At 44.1% G+C, this 22504-nt stretch carries 10 protein-coding genes and 1 pseudogene; 10 read left to right on the top strand and 1 reads right to left on the bottom strand.

All coding sequences use genetic code 11. From position 1 onward, the window contains the following. Nucleotides 1-2: 2 nt before the first annotated feature. Both DBR43_RS21070 and DBR43_RS21065 read left to right on the top strand, forming a co-directional pair. The gene (locus DBR43_RS21070) at nt 3-4361 is read left to right on the top strand and encodes a CusA/CzcA family heavy metal efflux RND transporter (RefSeq protein WP_124584394.1); all 4359 of its coding nucleotides are present in this window, start codon (nt 3-5) and stop codon (nt 4359-4361) included. A 13-nt stretch (nt 4362-4374) separates the two neighbouring features. Next, entirely contained in the window at nt 4375-5520 is a 1146-nt protein-coding gene (locus DBR43_RS21065; RefSeq protein ID WP_124584392.1) for an efflux RND transporter periplasmic adaptor subunit, read from the top strand. 111 nt (nt 5521-5631) lie between these two features. Here DBR43_RS21065 and DBR43_RS21060 read toward each other — a convergent pair. Next, nucleotides 5632-6599 (bottom strand): annotated as a pseudogene (locus DBR43_RS21060) (PDDEXK nuclease domain-containing protein). Between the two features lie 427 nt (nt 6600-7026). Between DBR43_RS21060 and DBR43_RS21055 the strand changes: the two are divergent. From DBR43_RS21055 to DBR43_RS21020, 8 genes are all read left to right on the top strand, one after another. Beyond that, nucleotides 7027-8262, top strand: coding sequence for a thioredoxin family protein (locus DBR43_RS21055; RefSeq protein WP_124584390.1), 1236 nt, complete (start codon nt 7027-7029; stop codon nt 8260-8262). 126 nt (nt 8263-8388) lie between these two features. Further along, the gene (locus DBR43_RS21050) at nt 8389-9420 is read left to right on the top strand and encodes a helix-turn-helix transcriptional regulator (protein ID WP_124584388.1); all 1032 of its coding nucleotides are present in this window, start codon (nt 8389-8391) and stop codon (nt 9418-9420) included. Nucleotides 9421-9525: 105 nt separating this feature from the next. After that, the gene (locus DBR43_RS21045; protein ID WP_124584386.1) at nt 9526-10641 is read left to right on the top strand and encodes a nuclear transport factor 2 family protein; all 1116 of its coding nucleotides are present in this window, start codon (nt 9526-9528) and stop codon (nt 10639-10641) included. A 197-nt stretch (nt 10642-10838) separates the two neighbouring features. Then, nucleotides 10839-14912, top strand: coding sequence for a two-component regulator propeller domain-containing protein (locus DBR43_RS21040; RefSeq protein ID WP_233603079.1), 4074 nt, complete (start codon nt 10839-10841; stop codon nt 14910-14912). A 135-nt stretch (nt 14913-15047) separates the two neighbouring features. Continuing rightward, nucleotides 15048-16145 carry a hypothetical protein gene (locus DBR43_RS21035; RefSeq protein ID WP_124584382.1) on the top strand — a complete coding sequence of 366 codons (1098 nt, stop codon included), beginning with the start codon at nt 15048-15050 and terminating at the stop codon, nt 16143-16145. Nucleotides 16146-16166: 21 nt separating this feature from the next. Next, complete coding sequence (locus DBR43_RS21030) at nt 16167-17750, top strand: membrane dipeptidase (protein ID WP_124584380.1); 1584 nt, start codon at nt 16167-16169, stop codon at nt 17748-17750. Nucleotides 17751-17923: 173 nt separating this feature from the next. Further along, the gene (locus DBR43_RS21025) at nt 17924-21001 is read left to right on the top strand and encodes a SusC/RagA family TonB-linked outer membrane protein (RefSeq protein ID WP_199757097.1); all 3078 of its coding nucleotides are present in this window, start codon (nt 17924-17926) and stop codon (nt 20999-21001) included. Nucleotides 21002-21012: 11 nt separating this feature from the next. Then, nucleotides 21013-22500 (top strand): RagB/SusD family nutrient uptake outer membrane protein, encoded by a 1488-nt coding sequence (locus tag DBR43_RS21020; RefSeq protein ID WP_124584378.1) that lies wholly within the window; start codon nt 21013-21015, stop codon nt 22498-22500. Nucleotides 22501-22504 lie beyond the last annotated feature (4 nt).

Raw genomic sequence — 22504 nt, 5'->3', positions numbered from 1 at the left:
TTATGCTAAATAAAATCATTGGCTTTTCTGTAAAGAATAAGCTGATTATTGGCTTGTTTGTACTCGCCCTGATGGGTTGGGGTACTTACGAGGTTACAAAATTACCCATAGATGCCCTTCCTGATATTACAGACAATCAGGTTCAGGTAATTACCGTTTCACCTTCCCTTGGTGCACCGGACATTGAAAGGCTCATTACATTTCCCATAGAACAGGCCTGCAGCAGTATTTCAGGCCTGAAACAAATCCGGAGTTTTTCCCGTTTTGGACTCTCCCTGGTTACCATTGTTTTTAATGAAGAAACAGATGTTTACTGGGCCCGGCAACAGATCAGCGAGCGGTTACAGCAGGTGCAGCAGGAGATCCCCCAGGGAATCGGCGCACCACAGATGGCCCCTGTATCTACAGGTCTGGGCGAAATTTATCAATATGTGGTCAGACCACTCAAAGGATATGAAGGTAAATATGACGAGCAGGAACTCCGCACCATACAGGATTGGATTGTTCGCCGTCAGCTGCTCGGAACACCGGGTGTGGCCGAGGTGTCCAGCTTTGGAGGGAAATTAAAGCAATACGAAATTGCGGTTAAACAGGAACAGCTAAAAGCCTATAACCTGACCATCACTGATATCTTTGATGCTTTAGAAAAGAACAATGAAAATACCGGGGGCGCTTATATAGAGAAGGGGCCTACCGTATTGTATATCCGCAGCGAAGGACTGACGAAAACTCCGGAAGACATTCAGAAAATCGTTGTTAAAAAGTTAAATAATGGCATGCCGGTGCTGATGAGTCAGGTGGCAACGGTACAGTTGGGTTCTGCCATCAGGTACGGCGCCATGACCTATAACGATCAGGGCGAGGTGGCAGGAGCAGTGGTGATGATGCTTAAAGGCGAAAACTCTTCCGTGGTTGTAAAACGTGTAAAAGAGAAGATCGTTGAAATTCAGAAAATGCTTCCCGAAGGCGTAGTCATAGAATCCTTTCTGGACCGGACAAAAATGGTGGACAATGCCATTCAAACGGTGGAAACCAATTTACTGGAAGGTGCATTGATTGTGATCTTCGTCCTGGTCTTCTTTTTAGGGAACCTCAGAGCCGGACTGATCGTGTCTTCGGTGATTCCCTTATCCATGCTTTTTGCGATCATTCTGATGAACAAATTTGGTGTGGGCGGAAACCTGATGTCATTAGGGGCAATAGATTTCGGCCTCATTGTGGATGGCTCTGTGATTGTGGTCGAAGCCATTTTACACCGCTTCTCCCATTCCAAACATTTCAGGAAACTGGACCGGATCAATCAGGAACAGATGGATATAGAGGTGAGCAAATCAACAGGCGCTATGATCAAATCTGCGGTGTTTAGCCAGATTATCATTCTGATCGTTTACCTGCCGATATTATCGCTCGAAGGGATTGAAGGAAAAATGTTTAAGCCTATGGCCTTCACGATTGCCTTTGCCATTCTCGGTGCATTTATACTGTCCATTACCTATGTCCCGATGATGTCGGCCTTATTCCTGAATAAAAAACTACAGCATAAGAAAAACCTGACCGATAAGCTGATCATCTGGCTGGAAAGAAAATATCAGCCTTTACTTGGCGCATTGCTTCGTTTTCCAAAAACCATTTTACTGGTGACGATCTCCTTATTCGGACTTTCTTTATTTGTCCTGAGTAAAATGGGAGGAGAGTTTATTCCTCAGCTGGAAGAAGGGGATTTCGCAGTAGAAACCCGTTTACTGACCGGAAGTAACCTGAACAATACAATTCAGACGACACAGCAGGCAGCTAAAATACTGATCAGGGATTTTCCTGAAGTACAAAAGGTGGTCACCAAAATCGGAAGTGCGGAAGTTCCTACCGATCCGATGCCTTTCGAAGCAGGAGACATGATGGTAATTTTAAAGGATAAAAAGGAATGGACCTCTGCCAGATCTTTTCCGGAATTAAGTGAGAAAATGACAAAAGCACTGGAAGCTGTTCCGGGCATTACGGTAGGCTTTCAGTTTCCCGTTCAGATGCGCTTCAATGAACTGATGACCGGGGCGAGACAGGATGTGGTCTGTAAGATCTTTGGGGAGGACCTGGATTCCCTTGCAGCGTATGCACATCGTCTTGGCGAAATTATCGGAACGGTAAAAGGTGCGGTAAACATTTACGAAGAACAGGTAACAGGGATGCCTCAGGTGGTGGTCAGATATGACCGGGACGGCATGGCCAAATACGGCCTGAACGTGGGCGAAGTCAACCGGGTGGTCAATACTGCTTTTGCAGGACAGATTGCAGGACAGGTTTATGAAGGGGAGAAACGCTTTGACATGGTGGTCCGGCTATCGGAAAATGCCCGCAAGAACGTAGACGATATCAAAAACCTGATGATCTCTACCGGTAATGGGACGCAGATCCCGCTAAGCATGGTGGCCTCTGTTGAAGAAGTGGAGGGGGTCAATCAGATTCAGCGGGAGGATACGAAACGAAGGATCATTGTCGGCTTTAATGTGAAAGACCGCGATGTCCAGTCGATCGTTCAGGAGCTTCAGGGAAAAGCAGCCAAAGACCTGGATTTATCAAAGGGATATACCATCGCCTATGGGGGATCTTTTGAGAACATGACGGCCGCGAAATCAAGGTTGAGCATTGTGGTTCCCATCGCGCTCTTTCTGATTTTCCTGTTGTTGTATTTTGCTTTTAATTCTGTAAAACAGGGACTCCTGATCTATACGGCCATTCCGCTTTCCGCAATCGGCGGCATCTTCGCACTTTGGATGAGAGACCTTCCTTTCAGCATCTCGGCGGGGGTAGGCTTCATTGCTTTGTTCGGTGTCGCTGTGCTGAATGGAATTTTGCTGGTCTCAGAATTTAACCGCCTGAAAAAGGAAGGATGGGATGACGTGAAACGGATTGTGGTCCATGGAACCAAATCTAAATTGCGTGCAGTACTGATGACGGCACTGGTTCCCTCTCTGGGCTTTATTCCTATGGCCATCAGCACAGGGGCAGGAGGTGCTGTACAAAAGCCACTGGCCACCGTGGTCATCGGAGGTTTAATCATTTCTACCATGTTAACTTTATTTGTCTTACCCATGCTTTATATCGTATTTGAGAAAGGTTTCGGCTATTTTAAACCGGGAAAAAGAATGATCACTGCCATGGTACTGATCTGTGGTGTTTTTGGAAATGTAAAAGCGCAGGAGCGGATCTCCTTAGCCGCAGCACTGGATACCGCAAGCAAAAATAACCGCTCCTTACAGGTTTCAGCTACAGAGGTCAGCTATCAGCAGGCTTTAAAGAAAAGCAGCTTTGATCTGGAGAAAACAAATCTTGGTGTTGAATATGGCAAGTTTAACAGCCTGGCAAATGACCATAAGTTCTCCATCTCCCAAAACCTGGAATTTCCTGCAGTATATGCCAGGCAATCGGCTGTACTTAAAACCAATGTAAAGCTCAGTGAGATCGCCTTGCAGCAACAGACTCTGGATGTGAAAAACAGTGTGAAGCTGAGTTATTACGGCTTGCTCGTTATTCAGGAAAAGGAAAAGCTCCTGCTGGAAGCAGATCGGGTTTACTCAGAGTTCCTGGAGAAGTCAAAGCAGCGCTATAAGGCGGGAGACGTGGATGTTCTGGAGCTGAATATGGCGGAAAACCAGAAACTTCAGATCAGCAATCAGCTGGAGATGCTGAAAAAAGATTACCGTTTACTTTTAAACCGCTTCAATATCTTATTGAATGCCCGTGTAAAGCTGGAGCCTGCTCCGGAGGCGGCAGTTTATGGCCTGGTTTCCCCGGCTGCTGAGGTAAACGGAAATCCGGGGTTTCGCTTAAAAGAACAGGAACTGCTATTGTCCAGGCAACAAATGCAGCTGGAGAAGAGCAGGCTCTTGCCTTCGCTTAGCCTCGGTTACAACAACGCGAGCATTATCGGCTGGCAAACCAATGCGATGGGAACGGAGCAGTATTATGGAGGAAGCAAACGCTTCTCTTCTGTTAGTCTGGGGATCGGAATTCCGCTCTTCTTCGGCGCACAAAAATCCAGAATAAAAGCTTCAAATGTGCTGATCCTTCAAAAGCAGCAGGAGCTGGAACTGGCGCGTCAGCAATTGAGCATGGAACTGGAGGAAGCGCATCAGCAATATGAGCAGCAGCAGAAGCTCATCAGGTCTTACCAGGATAGGCTGTTGCCAAATGCAAGGGCGATCATCGCTACTGCTACGCAGAAACTCAATGCGGGCGAAATCGGATACCTGGATTGGGCGCTGCTCTTAAACCAAAGCATCCAGATCCGCAGTGAATATTTTAATACCGTTCAGCAGTTCAACGAAGCTGCTTTTGAAATCGAAAGAATCAGTGCCAGCAAATAAAAAGAACATCATCATGAAGACAAACATCATATTAAGCCTCTCTCTTTTCCTCCTTTTTATGTCCTGCACAAATGCAGAAAAAGAAGCGGCCAAAGAAACACCGAAATCAGCAGTTAAACAGGAAACGAACCTGGTTCAGTTTACTGCTGAGCAGAAAAAAATTGCAGGGATTACCACAGGGCTACCTGAGAAAAGGGGAATGAGCAGCATGCTCAACGTAAACGGACTGGTAGATGTACCACCGGAAAATGTCTTTTCCATCAGCATTCCATTAGGAGGCTATATCAGAAAGACGAACCTTATTCCGGGAATGATGGTCCGCAAAGGCGCAGTACTGGCAACGATCGAAGATCAGCAATATGTACAGCTGCAACAGGATTACCTGATGGCAAAAAACAAACTGAAGTTTGCGGAATCAGATTACATCAGACAAAAAGGCCTGAATGCTACAAAAGCGACGAGTGATAAACTTTTTCAGCAGACAGAAAGCGATTTTAATCAGCAAAAGATCATGGTGAAATCATTAGCGGAGCAGTTACAGCTGATCGGACTCAACCCGCTTACCTTAACTGCAGGTAATATTTCCCGCAGCATTCAGATTTATTCCCCTATTGAGGGGCATGTCACCAAAGTAAATGTAAATACGGGGAAATATGTAAATGCAACGGATGTCCTGTTTGAACTGATCAACCCGAAGAAGCTTCATGTGAACCTGACCGTTTTGGAAAATGATGCTTCGAGTCTTAAAGAAGGACAGAAAATTGTATGTACGACAAACAGAAATCCGGATAAAAAATACCTGGCCACGATTCATCTGATCAGTCCTGCTATTGGAGAAGACAGAAGCATCAGTGTACATTGTGACCTGGAAAACTACGGCAAAGAGTTGTTGCCGGGAACGTATCTGAATGCTGCGGTAAAGCTGAACCATACCAGTGTTACTGCGGTCCCTGATGAAGCGGTTGTAAAATGGGAGAACAAGTTTTATGTATTTACCGACGAAGGAAACCATCAGTACAAAATGATCGCTGTGGAGCCTGGCATTTTAAGCGAAGGTTTTACAGAGATCAAATCCCCATTGCCTGCGAAGAATATTGTCATGAAAAACGCTTATGCGATCCTGATGAAGATGAAAAACGGAGGAGAGGAGGGAGAGTAAACTTCATCCGTTTTAAAGGCCTCAAGATTTCCGCNNGCGGAAATCTTGAGGCCTTTTTATTGCGATATCGGGAGCAGAGCTTCATCCGATGATCAGGTAAGCACAACGGCATTACAATAATTGCTTTCTTAGTGCTTCTTTACTCGGTAAAACAGCCTTATACTCTTTTGCGAAAATCTGCTTATTATCCTCGGGCAAGGTGAATTCTACAATGGTTCTGTTTTCTTCTTTGCATAGAATAATGCCTATGGTTGGGTTTTCCTCTGATTCTTTATTTTTCTGTCGTAATAATTTACATACATCTGCATTTGGCCGACGTCCTGATGGGTTAACTTGCCAATTTTAAGATCAAAAAGAACGAAACATTTTAACAGTCTGTTATAGAAAACCAGGTCCACAAAAAAGCTGTCTCCTTCAAATGTGAATCTTCGTTGTCTGCCTTCAAACAAAAATCCTTTTCCCAATTCAGACATGAAATATGCTAACTTGTCGATAATCGCAGTTTCCAGATCATTCTCAGAATATCCGGAATCTTCTTTTAGTCCAAGAAACTCCAATACGTAATGACTTTTTAGAACATCTGCTGGTTTTTCAAGAATCTGCCCTTTTTTAATCAGCTTCTGTACGCTTTCCTTGTCTTTGCTCAAGGTCAGTCGTTCAAATAACGCCGAATTATATTGCCGTTGTAACTCTCTGACTGACCAGTTGTTTTCTGCGGCTTCAATTTCATAGAAGCTCCGTTCATCTTCATCTTTAATTTTTAAGAGCTGAATATAATGCGTCCAGCTTAAACGAAATGGAAATTCCGTTCGATCAGGACTCTTTGATTTCCGGATCGCTGAGACCGATTTTGATCGACTGGAAGATTTCCGCATCACCGATGTGGAAATCCTGTGCTGATAAGTAGTATAAAATTTTCTACACCTTTCAAGGTTGTCTGTGGAATAGCCTTTTCCAAATTCGCTTGTTAATTCTTTACTCAAACACAGGATGGTTTCCTTTGCATATGCTGCACGTTGAGTTCCTGCCTGCTCATCTTCAAGAATCATTCTGCCTATCTGGAAATAGGCTAGAATCATCGCTGAGTTAATACTCTGGACAACCTGGTTCTGACTCTCCGATATAATGGCCTTAATGTTTTTAAGAAGCGGCTGGAAATTGTTTCTTAGTGGGTTTGCCTGGATTGGATGCTTAGGTTGTTTCATTTATTTTTGATGTTTCTTAACACTTTGCATAAATGTTTATTTAGTGCAATGTTGAGTAATATATTTTGTTATATCACAGTGTTTGTGTTTTTTATTTTACTTTTTAATAATTTTATGTTTATATAGGATATTTTGTGTTTCTCTTGTGATTTTTCCGTTGAAAAGAGAAGAAAGGGTTAGAAGAAGGGGGATATCTGGACTATTTTCGTTAAATGTTTAAAAGCTATATCGTTATATGATAGAGAGTTGTTATCTTGGGTATTAGAAAAAACAATCTGGCGTATCATAAAAAAACAATCAAATGAAGAAGTTAATTTTATTATTTCTCCTGATCCCTTTCTTAGGGCTTGCACAGGATAAAGGAACACATTTTGAACATGGGCTGACCTGGGCACAGGTTCGCGAAAAGGCAATGAAGGAAAATAAATACCTGCTTGTCGACTGCTTTACCACCTGGTGTGGTCCCTGCAAATACATGAGCAGCACCATCTTCCCTCAGGAGAAAATGGGTACTTTTTTCAATAAGAATTTTGTGAATGTAAAAGTCCAGTTCGATAAAACCAAGGACGATAACGAAGAAGTGAAAAGCTGGTATGCCGATGCGGATGCCATCAATAAAGCTTATAAAATTCAGGCGTACCCTACTTTTCTGATCTTTTCACCTAAGGGCGAACTGGTTCACCGGATTGTAGGTGGCGGTGATGCAGATGAATTTATTGCCAAAGCGGAAAAAGCATTGAATCCGGAAACACAGTATTATACCCTGCTAAAAAAATACGAAGCAGGCAATGCCGCTCCGGAGACTTTAAAGCAATTGGCCTCTGTTGCTGAGGAAGCTTACGATCAGGAGAATGCAGGGAAAATAGCTGCAGCTTACCTGGAAACACAAAGCAACCTGTACACTAAAGACAACCTGGACTTTTTGGGTAAGTTTACCAAAAGCAGCAAAAGCAAAGGATTTCAGCTGATGCTGAAAGAACCTGGAAAAGTTGATGCCGTACTGGGTAAAGGTAAATCAAATCAAGTCCTGAGCGGCGTGATCCTGCAGGAAGAAGTTTATCCTCATTTGAGAAAACCTTCTGCCAACCTGGACTCGTTGATTAAGGTGGCAAAATCAAAATACCCTACAGTAGACCTGAACAAATCCACTGACCTGCTGCAGGTTCAGTTTTATCAAAGCAAAAATAACTGGCCGAAATTTCAAACTTCAGTATTGGCCTATATGAAAAAATATGGCACTGAAGTAGACGGTTCCATGTTGAACAGTTTCGCCTGGACGGTATTCGAAAACTGTCATGACGCAGAATGTGTGGCTTCTGCCATGGCATGGAGCAAGAAAAGTGTGGAGGACACACAAAGCAAAGAGCCTGCCTTCCTGGATACCTATGCCAATCTGCTTTATAAAATGGGCAAGAAAGACGAAGCCATCGCCATACAAAAGAAAGCGATTGCCCTTGTTCCGGCATCAGATAAACCAACTTACCAGGCTACCCTTGACAAAATGCAAAAAGGAGAGAAAACCTGGGATAAAAAATAGATCAACATCATATTATACGATAATGGAAAAGCCCCGGACCTTAAATCCGGGGCTTTTTAATACCTTTACAATAATAAAACCCCGATTTTAGGGCTGAGCCTAAACCATCCATGTTTTTTCAAAAAAATGAATTTTAGCAAGCAAATATTATTCTTTTTAAGCGCACTCGGTGCTTTTAACGGTGTTGTTTTGAGTTTGTATTTTGCGGTTTTTAAAAAGGAAAAAACGCATACCGATGTGTTTTTAGGAGGGTTGCTTGCTGCTTTGAGCATTAGGGTGGGCAAATCAGTATTGTTTTATTTCCATCCTCAACTGTCTAAAATTTATCTGCAAATTGGCTTATCGGCTTGTTTTTTAATTGGGCCACTATTGTTCTTTTACGTAAAATCAAAGCAAGAGCGCTTAAACATCACAATAGCAAAATACAGCCTTGCAGGGCTGCTCCTGCTCCTGATTATTCTGGGTTGGTTGTTTCCCTATGAAGGATACACCATTTGGTGGACGAAGCCTGTGTACTATGTGATCAATGCACAGTGGTTATTCTTCATTTTACTCGCCTTTTATTCTGCCAGAGCCACATTTGCTAAACTGGCTGACCGTTCCAGGCAGATGAGTTACGATGAAGTGTGGATCTTAACCGTAATATCTGGTATTTTTGTCATATGGGCTTCTTATTATACCGCAAGGTATACTTCCTACATTTCGGGTGCCCTGTCATTTTCCTTTATCTTTTATTTATCCCTTATGGTGATTTTCTATGAAAGAAATAAGACGCTCAACGTTTCCGTCCTCAAAAAAGAAAGCTATTCGAACAAGATAGAAGAAAGTTTAGCCCAGAATATCCTTTTGAAAATAACAACTGTTTTTGAGGAGCAAAAAGTTTATAAAAGACCTGATCTTACCCTTACCATACTTGCTAAAGAATTGAATGTAAGACCTCAGTTTTTATCGCAGTTCCTAAACGATAACCTGAATAAAAGCTTCAATCAATTTATCAATGAATATAGAGTGGAAGAAGCTAAGAGGCTACTAAAAGAAGATGTGCATTTAAAAATAGACGCGGTTGGTATAGAATGTGGATTTAATTCGAGCAGTACCTTTTACAGTACTTTCAAAAAAATCACCGGAACCACGCCTTCTAATTATGTGGAAACATGAGTTTTTACTCCGGAATTATACAATAGTACTTCATTATTATACACTTGTAATCACTTAGGGCATTGCCTCATATAGTTTTGTGAAAAATAAAATTTCAAAAAGTATATGAAAAAAATGTTTCTTTCTTTGTTGCTTATACTACAGGCAGCATTGCTATTCGCACAATCTGAGCAGGCAGCTGTTCAAAAAACTATCGAAAATTATCTGAAAGGCACTTCTTATAACCTGCCTGACAGTATCGCCAAAGCTTTCTATCCGGAGGCTAATTTATTTCTAAGTCATAAAGAAAAACCGGTATGGCTGGTGCCTGCTGCTGAATATACGCAATGGTTTAAAAAAGGAGAACAAGGGGTGTTTAATGGCCGCCTGGGGCGGGTTATTTCAATAGAGGTTTATAATGATATCGCCATCGCCCAGGCCGAGATACTCATCCCACAGCGGAAGCAGGAATTTATGGATATGTTTTTACTGAAGAAACTTCAGGGCGAATGGAAAATCATCAGTAAATCAGCCAGCAGTATGCCGACAAATAAATCGGGGAAACGCATCTTGTTTATTGTATCTAACGCACATTTTTATGGAAAATCTGCGATTGCTACAGGAAATAGTTTCTCGGAAATTGTCAATGCCTATCATACTTTTGCTACCGAAGGATATACGGTAGATTTTCTAAGCCCTGAAGGAGGAAGCATTCCTTTGGCATATATCAACACCTCTGATACCTTACAAAAAGAATACCTGTATGATCAGGGCTTTATGTACGCGATGGAGCATACCCAAAAACCTGCAGAAACAGACTATAGAAATTACAAAGCAGTACATTATATCGGCGGGGGGAGTGCGATGTACCAGGTGCCCGAAAATAAAGAAATTCAGGATATCGCATTAAAGGTCTATGAAGAAAATATGGGCATTATATCTTCAGTTTGCCATGGTACGGCGGGTATTGCCCATTTAAAAACTAAAGACGGGAAGTATTTAGTGGAAGGAAAAAGAATAAGTGGTTATCCCGATGTTTACGAAAAGCAAGATGGCGAATATTTTAAGCATTTTCCATTTCTGATTCAGAAGACTATAGAAGAAAGAGGTGGAACATTTAAATTTTCAGGCAGGAACCTTGCGCACGTTGAAACTGACGGGCGAATTATTACCGGACAAAATTTTCAATCCTCCAGCGGTGTAGCCAAAAAAATAATACAACTAATAGAAAATGCCAGATAGAAGAGCCCGGGACCTCAGGTCCCGGGTTTTTTGATACCTATACATCAAGATGTCAAGAGCTAAATGTATCAGTATCGTTTCACTTCTGCCGGGGGAGCAGCTGCCTGAATCCTTGTGATTTGTTGTATATTGGATGCAATATCCTGGGATACCAATACTTTACAATGAGGGGCTTCTTTAAATTTTGTTTCACGGTTATGCTGATTGGCATTACCAAACTTACGCTTGCAGCGATAGGTCAGGACCCCGGTCAGTTTTATTTTCAGCAGTTTGATAACCGAAATGGCTTGTCAAACAGTGCCGTAAATGTCGTTTTTCAGGATAAAGATCAATTGCTATGGGTGGGTACCTGGGATGGATTAAACAGGTATGATGGCACCGATTTCAGGGTCTTCAATTACAACAGTGAAAATAAAAGCGGCAGCATCGGGAACAATGTCATTCAGGACATTAAAGAAGATAAAAAAGACAACATCTGGATCAGTACCATCGGGGGAATTACCAGATTTGAAAAACCTGAGGGCAAGTTTTATCATTATTTTTATAACCAGGCGACAAAAAGAAGCATCGCTGAAAAGGAATATGAACTGGCAATAGCGGAAGATGGAACCGTATTCTGTTACAGCAAAACCTATGGATTGAGCTGGTTTGATTTAACAGGGAACCAGTTTAAGCCGATCTCTTTCCCGGCAGGAATCAAAAAGGTCTTGAAAATGGAAAGAGGGGCGAATGGCCTGATGTGGTTCCTCCAAAACGATGGGACACTGCTGAGCTGCAAAGTCAGCAAATCGGGCTTAAGCCAGATCCATATGATCAAGGCCCCAAAGCAGGTCAGTAATTTTTTTCTGGTCAATAACCGGGTTTTATTTACGGACATCAGCAACGGCTTATGGCTTGTAGATTCCCAATCAAAGCCTCAAAAAATAAACGGCATTTCGGGAAGCATCAAATCGATCAGGTATTACCATTCGAATTATATCCTCGCCCGGGATGGTCAGGGAATAGCAGTGTTCGACAATGATTTTAAGCCTTCCGCCTTCATGCAGCAGGAAGTCAGGCAACTGGCCAATATCAGAGTAACGGGTATTGAAGTCGCCAAAGACAATGTCCTGTGGATCGGTACCGATGGCGATGGGTTGATCAAAATCTATCCGAAGATCAATTATTTCGGGCTGGTCAATAAGAACAGCATTGCAGATTTGAACAAGCCTGTTCGCGCCTTTGCGGAGGTAGATGGGAATTTGTGGATAGGGACCAAGGGAAAAGGAATTGTGATTTTAAATAATTTCTGGTCCGGCTCTCCTTTCAATTCTGCGAAAAATGTGCTCAATACCGGCAATGGCCTGGAAAACAATTCGGTCTATGCCTTGAAAAAAGGCAGTTCTCCTTATATCTATATCGGAACAGACGGCAAAGGACTCGGAATTTATGATTTAAATAAAAAACAAAACATCAGCTGGACTGACCTTGCCGGAACGGCGAAATTACCTTCATTTGGTTCTGTTTATGCCATTTTGCAGGATAAAGACAGCTCCCTGTGGCTGGGAACAAGTGGCAGCGGATTGATTCATCTGAAACTAAGCAAAACCAGGGAAGGCCGTCTAAGCATCAGCTATTTCAAACAATACCTTTCCGGCGGAGCAAACGGCCCTGCGAACGACATCATTTATGCCCTGAGCAATGATGATGAGGATCGGCTCTGGATTGCCTGCAGGTATGGTGGCCTAAGCGTCTTACATAAAAAAACAGGGAAGTTTAAAACTTTTAAAGCCTTTTCTGCTCCAAATGACCTGTCCAATAATGATGTGCTTTCTCTTTATCTGGATGCCCGGAAAAGGTTATGGATCGGGACGAGTTATGGCTTAAATATGCTCAGCCATTCCGAATCTTTCAGGGAAAAACCCTCCTTCAGAAAATTCACCATGAATGAAGGCCTGCCCAATAATACCATTCATGCCATTGCCGGGGCGAATTCGGGCAGCATCTGGGTCAGTACCAATAAAGGGCTTGCGAGATTGAACCCGGAAAATGGGGCAGTCGCTTATTTCAGGTCGGGCGACGGGCTGCAGAGCAATGAATTTAGTGATGGCGCAGTCTGGAAGTCGGCAGATGGGCTACTGTATTTTGGAGGGATTTATGGATTTAATTATTTTGCCCCTGAAAGGATTACAGCCAATAAACTCCAGCCTAATGTATTGGTTTCCAACATTCAGATGGGTGGAAAAAACCTGGATGAGAACCGCTTGCAGGTGCTGAAATCTGTTCAGGCACCGATTCCGGAATACACTTTAGCGCGTAAAAATAACTTCTTCCAGGTGAGCCTGAAATCCATGAGCTTTTTAAATGAAGCTAAAAATGAATTTACTTATAAACTGGAAGGACTGGATAAGAACTGGAACTATGCAGGTTCCGTCGGAAATATCATTTATAATAATGTTCCTCCGGGAAATTACATCCTCAAAGTAAGGTGGAGCAATGGGGAAGGCTTGTGGACGACAGAGATCAAGGTGTTTAAACTTCATGTGGAGCAATATTTCTGGTTAACCTATTATGCGCTTTTTGCTTATGTGCTGATCCTGGTCGCCTCTGGTTATGCCTTCCATCTGTATCGGAAAAATAAACTCCGGATGAAATACCAGTTGCAGATGGAACACCTGCTCCGGCAGAAAGACGAGGAAGAGCATCAGCAGCGCCTGAACTTCTTTACCAATATCGCACATGAGATCCAGACCCCTTTAACCATGATTATGGGCTCTGTAGAACACCTTAGAAAGAAAGAAAACAATTATTTCATTTCTATGGTGCATCAGCATACCGCAAGGTTGACCTATCTGGTGCAGCAACTGCTGGAATTCAGAAAAGCAGAGGCCGGTTACCTGTCCAGGAAAGAGGATTATCTGGACATCAGTAAAATGCTGGATAGTCTCTCCGAATTGTTTATCCCCACCAGTGAAAAAAATGAACAGGAATACCTGAGGAGTATTCCCCAGGGGCTGGCAGGCTCAATTGATAAAGATAAATTTGAAAAGATTTTATACAACCTCCTGTCTAATGCCTTCAAACATTCCGGAAAAGGGGAAACGGTGGCTTTTAAAGTCTGGTACCATCCTCAGGACCGGCTCCTGGAGCTGAGCGTTTCCAACTCCGGCTGTACCTTAAAAACAGCGCACCTGGAACAAATCTTCAACCGCTTCTATGTGAGCAACGAGCAGCAGACAGAAAAATTCAGCACCGGGATTGGCCTGGCTTTTACGAAAGAACTGATCAGCCTGATGGGCGCTGATATTCAGGTGAGCCTGCAGAATGGCTGGATAGATTTCAGGATAAAAATACAGCTCAGGGAAGTAACAGGTACTGCAGAAACAAAAGTGATCACCTCTGCACCATCTGCTTTATATGAATCACTGGTAGAGGTCTATGAACAGCCGGAAATGGTTTCTGCAGAAGAGGGAAATAAAAACAGCCTGATTGACGACCTGCAGCAAACGGAAAAATTAAGCATCTTATTGGTCGAGGACGAACCTGAACTGCGGTTCCTGATCAGGAACGTCTTAAAAGATCATTATGTAGTCTATGAAGCAGGAACCGGACTGGAAGCACTGGCCTTTTTACATAAAACGATTCCAAGCCTGATCATCAGCGATGTGATGATGCCGGATATGAACGGACTGGAATTGTGCCGGACGGTAAAACAAACGCCTGCAATGGCCCGGATTCCATTTGTCATTTTATCGGCCAGAGGCTCTGAAGAACATAAGACGGAAGGATATGAGCTGGGGGCAGATGCCTATATTCCTAAACCTTTTCAGATCAATTACCTCCAGGTCAGGATTCGCAAACTCCTCGACGATCAGCTCCGGATGGAACACCTGATCAAAGATCAGCACATCACCAATCAGTTCATGGATGCAGATATTGCAGATACAGACAAGAAATTCCTGGAAGAACTGCTGAAGGTGATCGAGAAAAACCTGAATGAGCCGGAACTCAATGCCGCCACACTTGAAGATGCCCTTTCCATTAGCAAAATGCAATTGTACCGGAGACTGAAATCGCTGGCCGGAATGACCCCTGCTGAATTTATTAAAAGAATTCGATTGAAACATGCAGCAGACATGCTGGTTAATTCCCAATACACCGTATCTGAAATATTTTACCGCACGGGATTCAACAACAAATCTTACTTCTTCAGGGAGTTTAAAAAGATTTACCACTGCGCTCCAAACGAGTATCGCCAGCAGCAATATGAGGAACATACCCATCCATTATAGGTGATGAATAATATTGATTTTTTTTCCTTAACTTGTTGTTAATGAATATTTTTTTGATTTTTCAGTCAAAAAGTATTTTACGTTTTTCAGGCTGTCTTTTGTAATTTAGGGATACAAACGCTCAACTTCTTTAATATGAAAACGTCTCTCAAACTTTTTGTATCCATTTGTGTGCTGTCAAATGGTATCGCAATGTCTGCAATGGCACAGGTTCCCGAAGGAAAAAATAAAGTCGGGCCCACCGAAACCCTCAGGGACAAGGCCGATCAGGAGGTGATGAGAAGGCGTGCCGATACCCTCAGTATTCCCTATAATGAGCTCCATAAACTGTACCGTGATCATGATCCGATTCTTTACATCAGCATTCTCCCGCAGTTTAACCCGCTTAAAGGCCGGCAAAGCCCATTACAGGACGGGGAAGGGAAAGATGGTTATTGGGCAGAAGGAAATATCGCCCACCGGATCTCGCTCTACCGTGGGAAGTATTACAGTCCCGGATTCCTGAAAAAGCTTAGGGCAACCTTTGATGCCGGCTTCATGATCAGGATGACCAGAGACAATTCCAGCCCCTTGCTGCCTACAAGCGATAATGTCGGTTTAGGCTTTGATTATCTGGTAACGCCGATAGCGAATGTCGTTCAGCCCAACACAAAAAATCTATGGGTAAAACTTCAGGTTCACCATTACTCCAACGGACAGGCGGGTTCCTTTTTTCTCAACAATACACCCGGCAGAAACAACTATAAAAATGGCGATTTTAGTACCAACTATTTCCGTGTGGTCTTTAACGGCCTTACGAGAACACTGAACGACCATTTGCTCAGTGCCGGCCTGGGCTACCAGCGGGAAATCAATATCGGCGGACCCCTTACTTTGAGTGATGAATTTAAAGATGCCTACGGATTAAACCGGCTTTTGCTCAATCTGCAATGGATCAGGGCTTCTCAGTTCCGGTTGCTCCAGAAAGAAAAAGGATCGACGATAAAAACCACACGTACGCAAATGAGCTTCAGGACAGAGCTGACCTATATTATGGATCAGAACCTTTCCCGTTACCCTTTGGCTCAGAAATACAGGCTTGGCGGACATGCCTATTTCACCTGGATGCCCTGGGTAACCAGTGATGTCGGATTTGTTACCCATGCCTTTCTTGGGCGGGATTACCTGAACATCCGTTACGATGATGCGGTCTTCTCCTGGCAGTTTGGCCTGGTCATGAACTTTAATAAATAACCTTTATAACAATCAACAGGTATGGCATTCTTCGATCTTCATTGTCACCCGGGACTAAAAACCCTCTTCCTGCCACAGGATGGCAGGCAATTTTCCGTATGGAGCAACCTGAACCCCAAGGACCACCTGATTGGTGATATCCTGGAATCTCAATGTTCCTTAAAAATGCTGATGCAGGAGGGAGATATCAACCTGATTTGTCTCACCCTTCACCCGCCGGAAATCGGGATGATCGATCAGTTTCTGTTAAAAATAGGCGCTGCCACGATTTATAAAAAGTTCCTGAGCAGGGAGAGACTGAGGGATATGATCACCCTGACGAGTTCTTACCAGCAAACTTTTGGGCAGGAATTTGCCAATATCAGTGCTGCCCCAAGACCGGAAGATCAGATCGAAGCCAGGAAGAAAGTTAAATTCCTGAAAAACTGGAACGAATACAATGTGGCCGATTTCAATACCTTACACATCGTCTTTAACCTGGAAGGAGGGCATACTTTTTACGACCTTAACAACAGGGTGAATGACATTGAGCAGGTAGTCATTAATTTCAATTCCTTTATCAATAAAGGCTTTAAGGTCTTGTATTTCACGTTGGCACATTTAACACCGAACGAATTTATTACCCATGCCTATGGCAATAAGCTGCTCACAAAAGGGCCACTGCTCCCTAAGGGAATCGGGATCACGGCATTTGGTAAGCGGATGATCGAAAATGCCTATGCTAAAAAGGTGTTCATCGATGTCAAACACATGAGCCTCGTTTCCCGGAGGATCTTCTACCTGTTCAGAAAAAAATACTTTCCGCATATGCCCATTATAGCCAGCCATATCGGCCTGGCAGGGGAGAGCTGGACGGTATTTCGGAAAGATAGAAATATGATCATCAATCCTGTCAGGAAGAGCTATGGTTATAAACTGACCTGGCTTAAAAACAGAGGGCGACTGGAGGGAACAGATTTCTACCCGCTCTCCATAAATTTATACAATGAAGACATCCGGGAAATCCTGGATAGCAATGGCCTGATCGGAATTTCGCTGGACCTGCGGATTCTGGGAGGAAAGGATAAAACCGGAACCTTGCAAAATGATTTTTACAGTCATGAGGAATATGAATTGCTGACTGATCCTGATGCAGATCAAAAGATCCAAACCTTATTCGAACAGTTTGAGACCGGGCATATCGACAATGGCAATACCACGCTCAACCTGGTTCATCCCGAACCTCAGGATATAGAGGATTCGAAGGAAGCCGATGCAGAGCTCAACAGCATTTTCGCCCCGAAAAAGAAAACCGATGAGTCTCCGGATTACCGGTATCACGTGCGCCTGGTACTGAACCAGCTCGTCCGGATCTGGGAAATTGCAGGTTGGTATGGCATACCGGCCCCCTGGAATAATTTATGTATCGGATCGGATTTCGATGGCATGATTGCCGCAATACATTGTTTCCGGAATTCAACGGAAGCGGCAACTTTTGCGGAGGCATTAAAAACAGAGCTGGAACTGGAACTGCCCAATTACCCCGGCATTGACCTTACTGCCACAGAAATTACAGATCGTCTGATGTTTCAAAACGCCAAAGCTTTTCTGGAAAGACATTTCTAAATCATACCTGATATATACGGTTGGAACTCATTAGCCTGAACTAAATGAGTCCTGGTCAGAACAATACGGGAAGAATATAGCTTCTTTGTAACTATAGTGAACTAAAATGTAACTATAGTACACTCCTTCGGGGGGCTACTCCTATAAATTTGTTCTAACCAAATATATCACAGATGAAAAGAAATCTACTCTTCTCTCTGGGCTTGTCACTGTTAATAGTACTATCAGGGCTCACAGCTCTGGCCCAGGTCAAACTAAGTGGAAAAGTGACTGATGAAAATCAGCAGCCCTTTCCCGGGGTTGTTGTTCAGCAACTCAATACACCAAACAAAGCGGCAACCGATGCCAATGGAGCATATGTGATTACCCTGCTCCCGGACGGCCCAAAATCACTGGTATTTAATTATGTAGGTTATTTGCCGGTAACGGTTCCTTACACGGGGAATGCGGTACTGAACCTCTCCATGAAACCGAGCACTTCAGATTTGAATGAAGTGGTGGTGGTGGGCTATACCAGCTTACGTAAGAGCACAATTTCCGGCGCAATGGGAAACCTGAACGTTGGCGATGGGGAGAAGCGAAGGGTTCCTGATGTAGCGCAGATGCTGCAGGGGCAGGTCTCTGGGGTACAGGTTACCCAAAGCACCGGTGCACCTGGCGATCCGATCAATATCCGCATCCGCGGGGAAAATACCATTGGCTTTAACAGCCCCCTGTATATCGTGGATGGAACACCTACTTTGGACATCTCTTTTTTAAATCCTTCGGATATTAAAAGTCTATCGGTGATGAAAGATGCGGCTTCTGCTGCGATCTATGGCGCACGTGCGGCAGGAGGGGTTGTTCAGATTACAACGAAACAAGGAACCGCTAACCGCTCTACGCTTGATCTGAATTATTTTAACGGAATTCAGCGGGTGGCTAATTTGCCTACGCTGTTAAATACTGCCCAATACCTGAGTAAACAGGAACAGGCCTGGAAAAATGGAGGTAAACCTGATCCGAATCCTTATACCGCTGCCAAAAGCAGAACAGATCTGTCGGATACCAACTGGCTGGACGAGCTTTTTGAAACCGGAAGGTCCCAAAGTGCACAACTGAGCGCAAGCGGTGGAAGTGACCAGGTGCAATACCTGCTGTCGGGAGCTTATTACAAACAAAATGGAATTGTAGTTTACAATCATGACCAGTATGAACGCTTTAATTTCAGGGCCAATGTCAATGCAAAGCTAACCGACCGTTTTAAAATAGGAACGAACCTGCAGCTTTCTTCGGCAAAACAAGACTGGCTGTCTTCCAAAGGAGATGCACCGGGCATCATTCGCCATGCGCTGTTGAGGCCACCGGTACTGGGCGTGTATAAAAATCCTTCAGACCCAGGCTATAAAGCAGATGACCCTTTTACGGACCTGCCTTTTTACAAGTTCAACAACAGCAATGGCGGATGGGACCCCAATTATGAAAGAACATCTAACCCAATTGCACTCGCTTATTTTGCCAACGACAAAAGAAATAATGTGAAAACTTTTGGAAATGCCTATGCAGAATATGCTTTTCTGGGAGATAAATCACTGACTTTAAGAACAAACCTGGGTGTGGACCTGAACTTCCTTCACAATAAAGCATTCCTGCAAAACTTTGGAGATGACGACAACAACGACCCCAATGAAGTTGACCCGGGCGCAGGCAGACAAAACAGGCCAAACGGATTGAATGAGGAAAGAGGCGAGGAACTGAACCTCACCTGGAACAATACCTTAAACTATGTCAAAACCATTAACAAACATGCCATCAATGGGCTTGTGGGAACAGAATACATCAAAAATACGGCATCAGGACTTTCTGCTTCCAGAAAAAGATACGATTATACGACCAATAGTTTCCAATATATAGACTTCGGATCCTCGGCCAGAGACCTCTGGAATGGCGGAAATGCCAGTGAATGGGCCTTGTTCTCGGTCTTTGCTTCCGGAACTTATGTGTATGATTCCCGCTATATGCTGACGGCCAACCTCCGCGCAGATGCTTCCTCCAGATTTGGAGAGAACAGACAATGGGGATATTTCCCTTCTGTTTCTGCCGGATGGGCCATCTCAGAAGAATCTTTTATGAAAGAGATCAAATGGATTTCGAACCTGAAATTAAGGGCAAGTACCGGAAAACTGGGCAATCAGCAGATCCCCAATTATGCGTACCTGAGTACCATGGTCAAAGATGGTGAGGGCTATTCGCTGAACCGTTATGGAAATCCGGACCTGAAATGGGAAACCACTTCGCAGCAGAACATCGGGCTGGACTTTAACCTGTTCAGTAATAAACTGGCCATTTCTGCGGATTATTTCGTAAAAACAACTTCCGATATCCTCTTGCAATTAAGCTTACCGGAAATGGTGGGTTCGGTAGGCCCAACCTATGTGAATGCAGGTAAAGTGAGAAATAAAGGATTTGAACTCTCTGCCAGTTACCGCAATGCAATTGGTGATTTTAACTACTCACTGAGTGGAAACATGGCGACCTTAAATAATGAGGTGATCCAGTTACATCCAAATGTACCAACCCTGAGCGGGCCCTTTACCAGAACTGTTCCCGGACAGCCGCTAAATGCATTCTATGGCTATAAAATGGAAGGCATTTACCAGACCCAGGCCGAGATCACACAACACCTTTCCGGAACAACCAATCCTTCACAGCTGCCCGGTGACATCAGGTTTGCAGATCTGGATGGAAACGGACAGATCAACGACAACGACAGGACCTTCCTCGGAAACCCAATCCCAAAATTCTCCTATGGCATTAACCTGTCCGGCAGTTATAAAGGATTTGACCTTTCTGTCTTTATGCAGGGCGTTCAGGGCGTAGACAAATACAATGATGCGAAGAAAATCACAGACTTCGACAGCAGGCCGTTCAACTCTTCTACGGCGGTGCTGCAAAGCTGGAATGGCCCGGGAACATCGAACACGATGCCGAGAGTCAGCACTACGGATACCGGTGTGAGCCGGGTTTCGAGCTTATATGTGGAGGATGCTTCCTATTTCAGGATTAAAAACGTGGAGCTGGGTTATTCTTTCGGCAACCTGCTGCAGAAAACAAAACTGGGGGTAAAGGATGTCCGGCTGTATGTATCAGGTCAGAACCTGTACACCAGTACGAAATATAGCGGCCTGGACCCGGAGTCTATCGATCAGGTAGATATGGGAACCTATCCGCAGTCGCGCGCATTCCTGTTTGGTGTAAATGTTAAATTTTAAAAGATATTCAGATGAAACGATTATATATCTCCTTATTCGCCGTAACCTTAATGTTTACCGCGGGTTGTAAAAAAGAACTGTATAAAGACCCGATCGGATTGATCACCCCCGAACAGGTGAGCACAGATCCGACTTTAAATACCGTAGTTTCCTCCGTAGACGCTTCTTACCGGATGCTGTCCTATACTTTAAACCTGATGGGAAACTGGGATTGGGCGGGTGGTAAAGTGATCCGTCCGGATGTGATCCTGCAGGATATCGCCGGAGGTGATGTGCTGAAAAAATGGAACCCTGATGGTGATCAGCCCTGGATGGACGATATTTCAGGTTTCCGGTTTACCTCCGAAAACGGAGGCTTCAACGGCATCTGGGCCTTCAATTATCAGGGGATCTCGAAAGCCAACCTGGCTCTGAGTTACCTGACAGATGATGCGCTGGTAGCCAAAATAGGAATGGATGCCGCGCTTCGAAGCCGACTGCTTGGGGAAGCCTATTTCCTCAGGGCCTATTATTACTTTGACCTGGTCAACAATTTTGGAGACGTTCCCATCATTACCAAACCACTCAAAACTTTTAACGAAGCTTATGAAGTGGCGAGAACCGTCCCTCAGGCACAAGCCTGGGCCTTGATCAACGAAGATCTGAGCAAAGCTAAATCTGCACTTCCTGCAGCTAAATTCTCGAGTACAGTCGACAAATGGCGGGTTTCAAAAGGGGCAGTGGTTGCATTACAGGCAAAAGTGGCTTTGTATAACCAGCGATGGACAGAGGTCATCAGCCTGGTAACGGAGCTGGAAGGAACAGGGTTTTACAGCCTGAATGCCAATTATTTTGACAGCTTCAGCGTAGCCAAAGAGTTCAGCGATAATGAAGTGATCTTTGCCTACGACCATATCTCCGGTCAAACGATTCGCAAAGGCAATGGCATCAGTGCCTTGTTAGACTGGGGCTTTTTTGCACCAAGTCCGGATTTTCTGAATGCTTTTGAAGCGAACGACCCAAGGCTGGCCTATACGGTGAATGTAACAGATAAAAATGTCAATAAATTACTGGGATCGCTTAACGGGGCCAATAAAGGCAATGACGACGGACCAAGCAATAAAATCATGATCCGGATGGCAGATGTCTTGCTTTGGAAAGCAGAGGCGTATAACGAAACCAATGCCTATCCGGCTGCCATTGCCCTGATCAACGACATCCGCAGACGTGCCAGAACCTCGCCAACAGCTGCAGGAGGTACCGCCCCGGCAGGGACCTTGCCGGATCGTTCGGTTGCGGTGACGGATAAAGTACAGATCAAAAACTGGCTGATGCAGGAAAGAAGGGTGGAGCTTGGTTTTGAAGCACAACGCCTCAACGACCTGAAACGCTGGAAAACAGCAAAAACAGTGTTGACTGTATTGGGTAAGAATTTTCAGGACCACAATTACCTGTATCCCGTACCACAAGGCGAAGTTGATAAATCAGGAAAAGCAATTGTCCAAAACTCAGGTTACTAAATAT

This window comes from Pedobacter sp. KBW06 (assembly GCF_003852525.1).
Classification (GTDB): Bacteria; Bacteroidota; Bacteroidia; order Sphingobacteriales; family Sphingobacteriaceae; genus Pedobacter.
Note: the sequence above shows the minus strand (reverse complement) of the source record. Positions and strands in the feature narration are given on the sequence as shown.

Excerpts from the sequence above, each read along its gene's own strand:
- DBR43_RS21065 (WP_124584392.1), top strand. The coding sequence starts at position 4,375 with ATGAAGACAAACATCATATTAAGCCTCTCTCTTTTCCTCCTTTTTATG.
- DBR43_RS21020 (WP_124584378.1), top strand. The coding sequence starts at position 21,013 with ATGAAACGATTATATATCTCCTTATTCGCCGTAACCTTAATGTTTACC.
- DBR43_RS21070 (WP_124584394.1), top strand. The coding sequence starts at position 3 with ATGCTAAATAAAATCATTGGCTTTTCTGTAAAGAATAAGCTGATTATT.
- DBR43_RS21025 (WP_199757097.1), top strand. The coding sequence starts at position 17,924 with ATGAAAAGAAATCTACTCTTCTCTCTGGGCTTGTCACTGTTAATAGTA.
- DBR43_RS21050 (WP_124584388.1), top strand. The coding sequence starts at position 8,389 with ATGAATTTTAGCAAGCAAATATTATTCTTTTTAAGCGCACTCGGTGCT.
- DBR43_RS21035 (WP_124584382.1), top strand. The coding sequence starts at position 15,048 with ATGAAAACGTCTCTCAAACTTTTTGTATCCATTTGTGTGCTGTCAAAT.
- DBR43_RS21030 (WP_124584380.1), top strand. The coding sequence starts at position 16,167 with ATGGCATTCTTCGATCTTCATTGTCACCCGGGACTAAAAACCCTCTTC.
- DBR43_RS21040 (WP_233603079.1), top strand. The coding sequence starts at position 10,839 with ATGCTGATTGGCATTACCAAACTTACGCTTGCAGCGATAGGTCAGGAC.
- DBR43_RS21055 (WP_124584390.1), top strand. The coding sequence starts at position 7,027 with ATGAAGAAGTTAATTTTATTATTTCTCCTGATCCCTTTCTTAGGGCTT.
- DBR43_RS21045 (WP_124584386.1), top strand. The coding sequence starts at position 9,526 with ATGAAAAAAATGTTTCTTTCTTTGTTGCTTATACTACAGGCAGCATTG.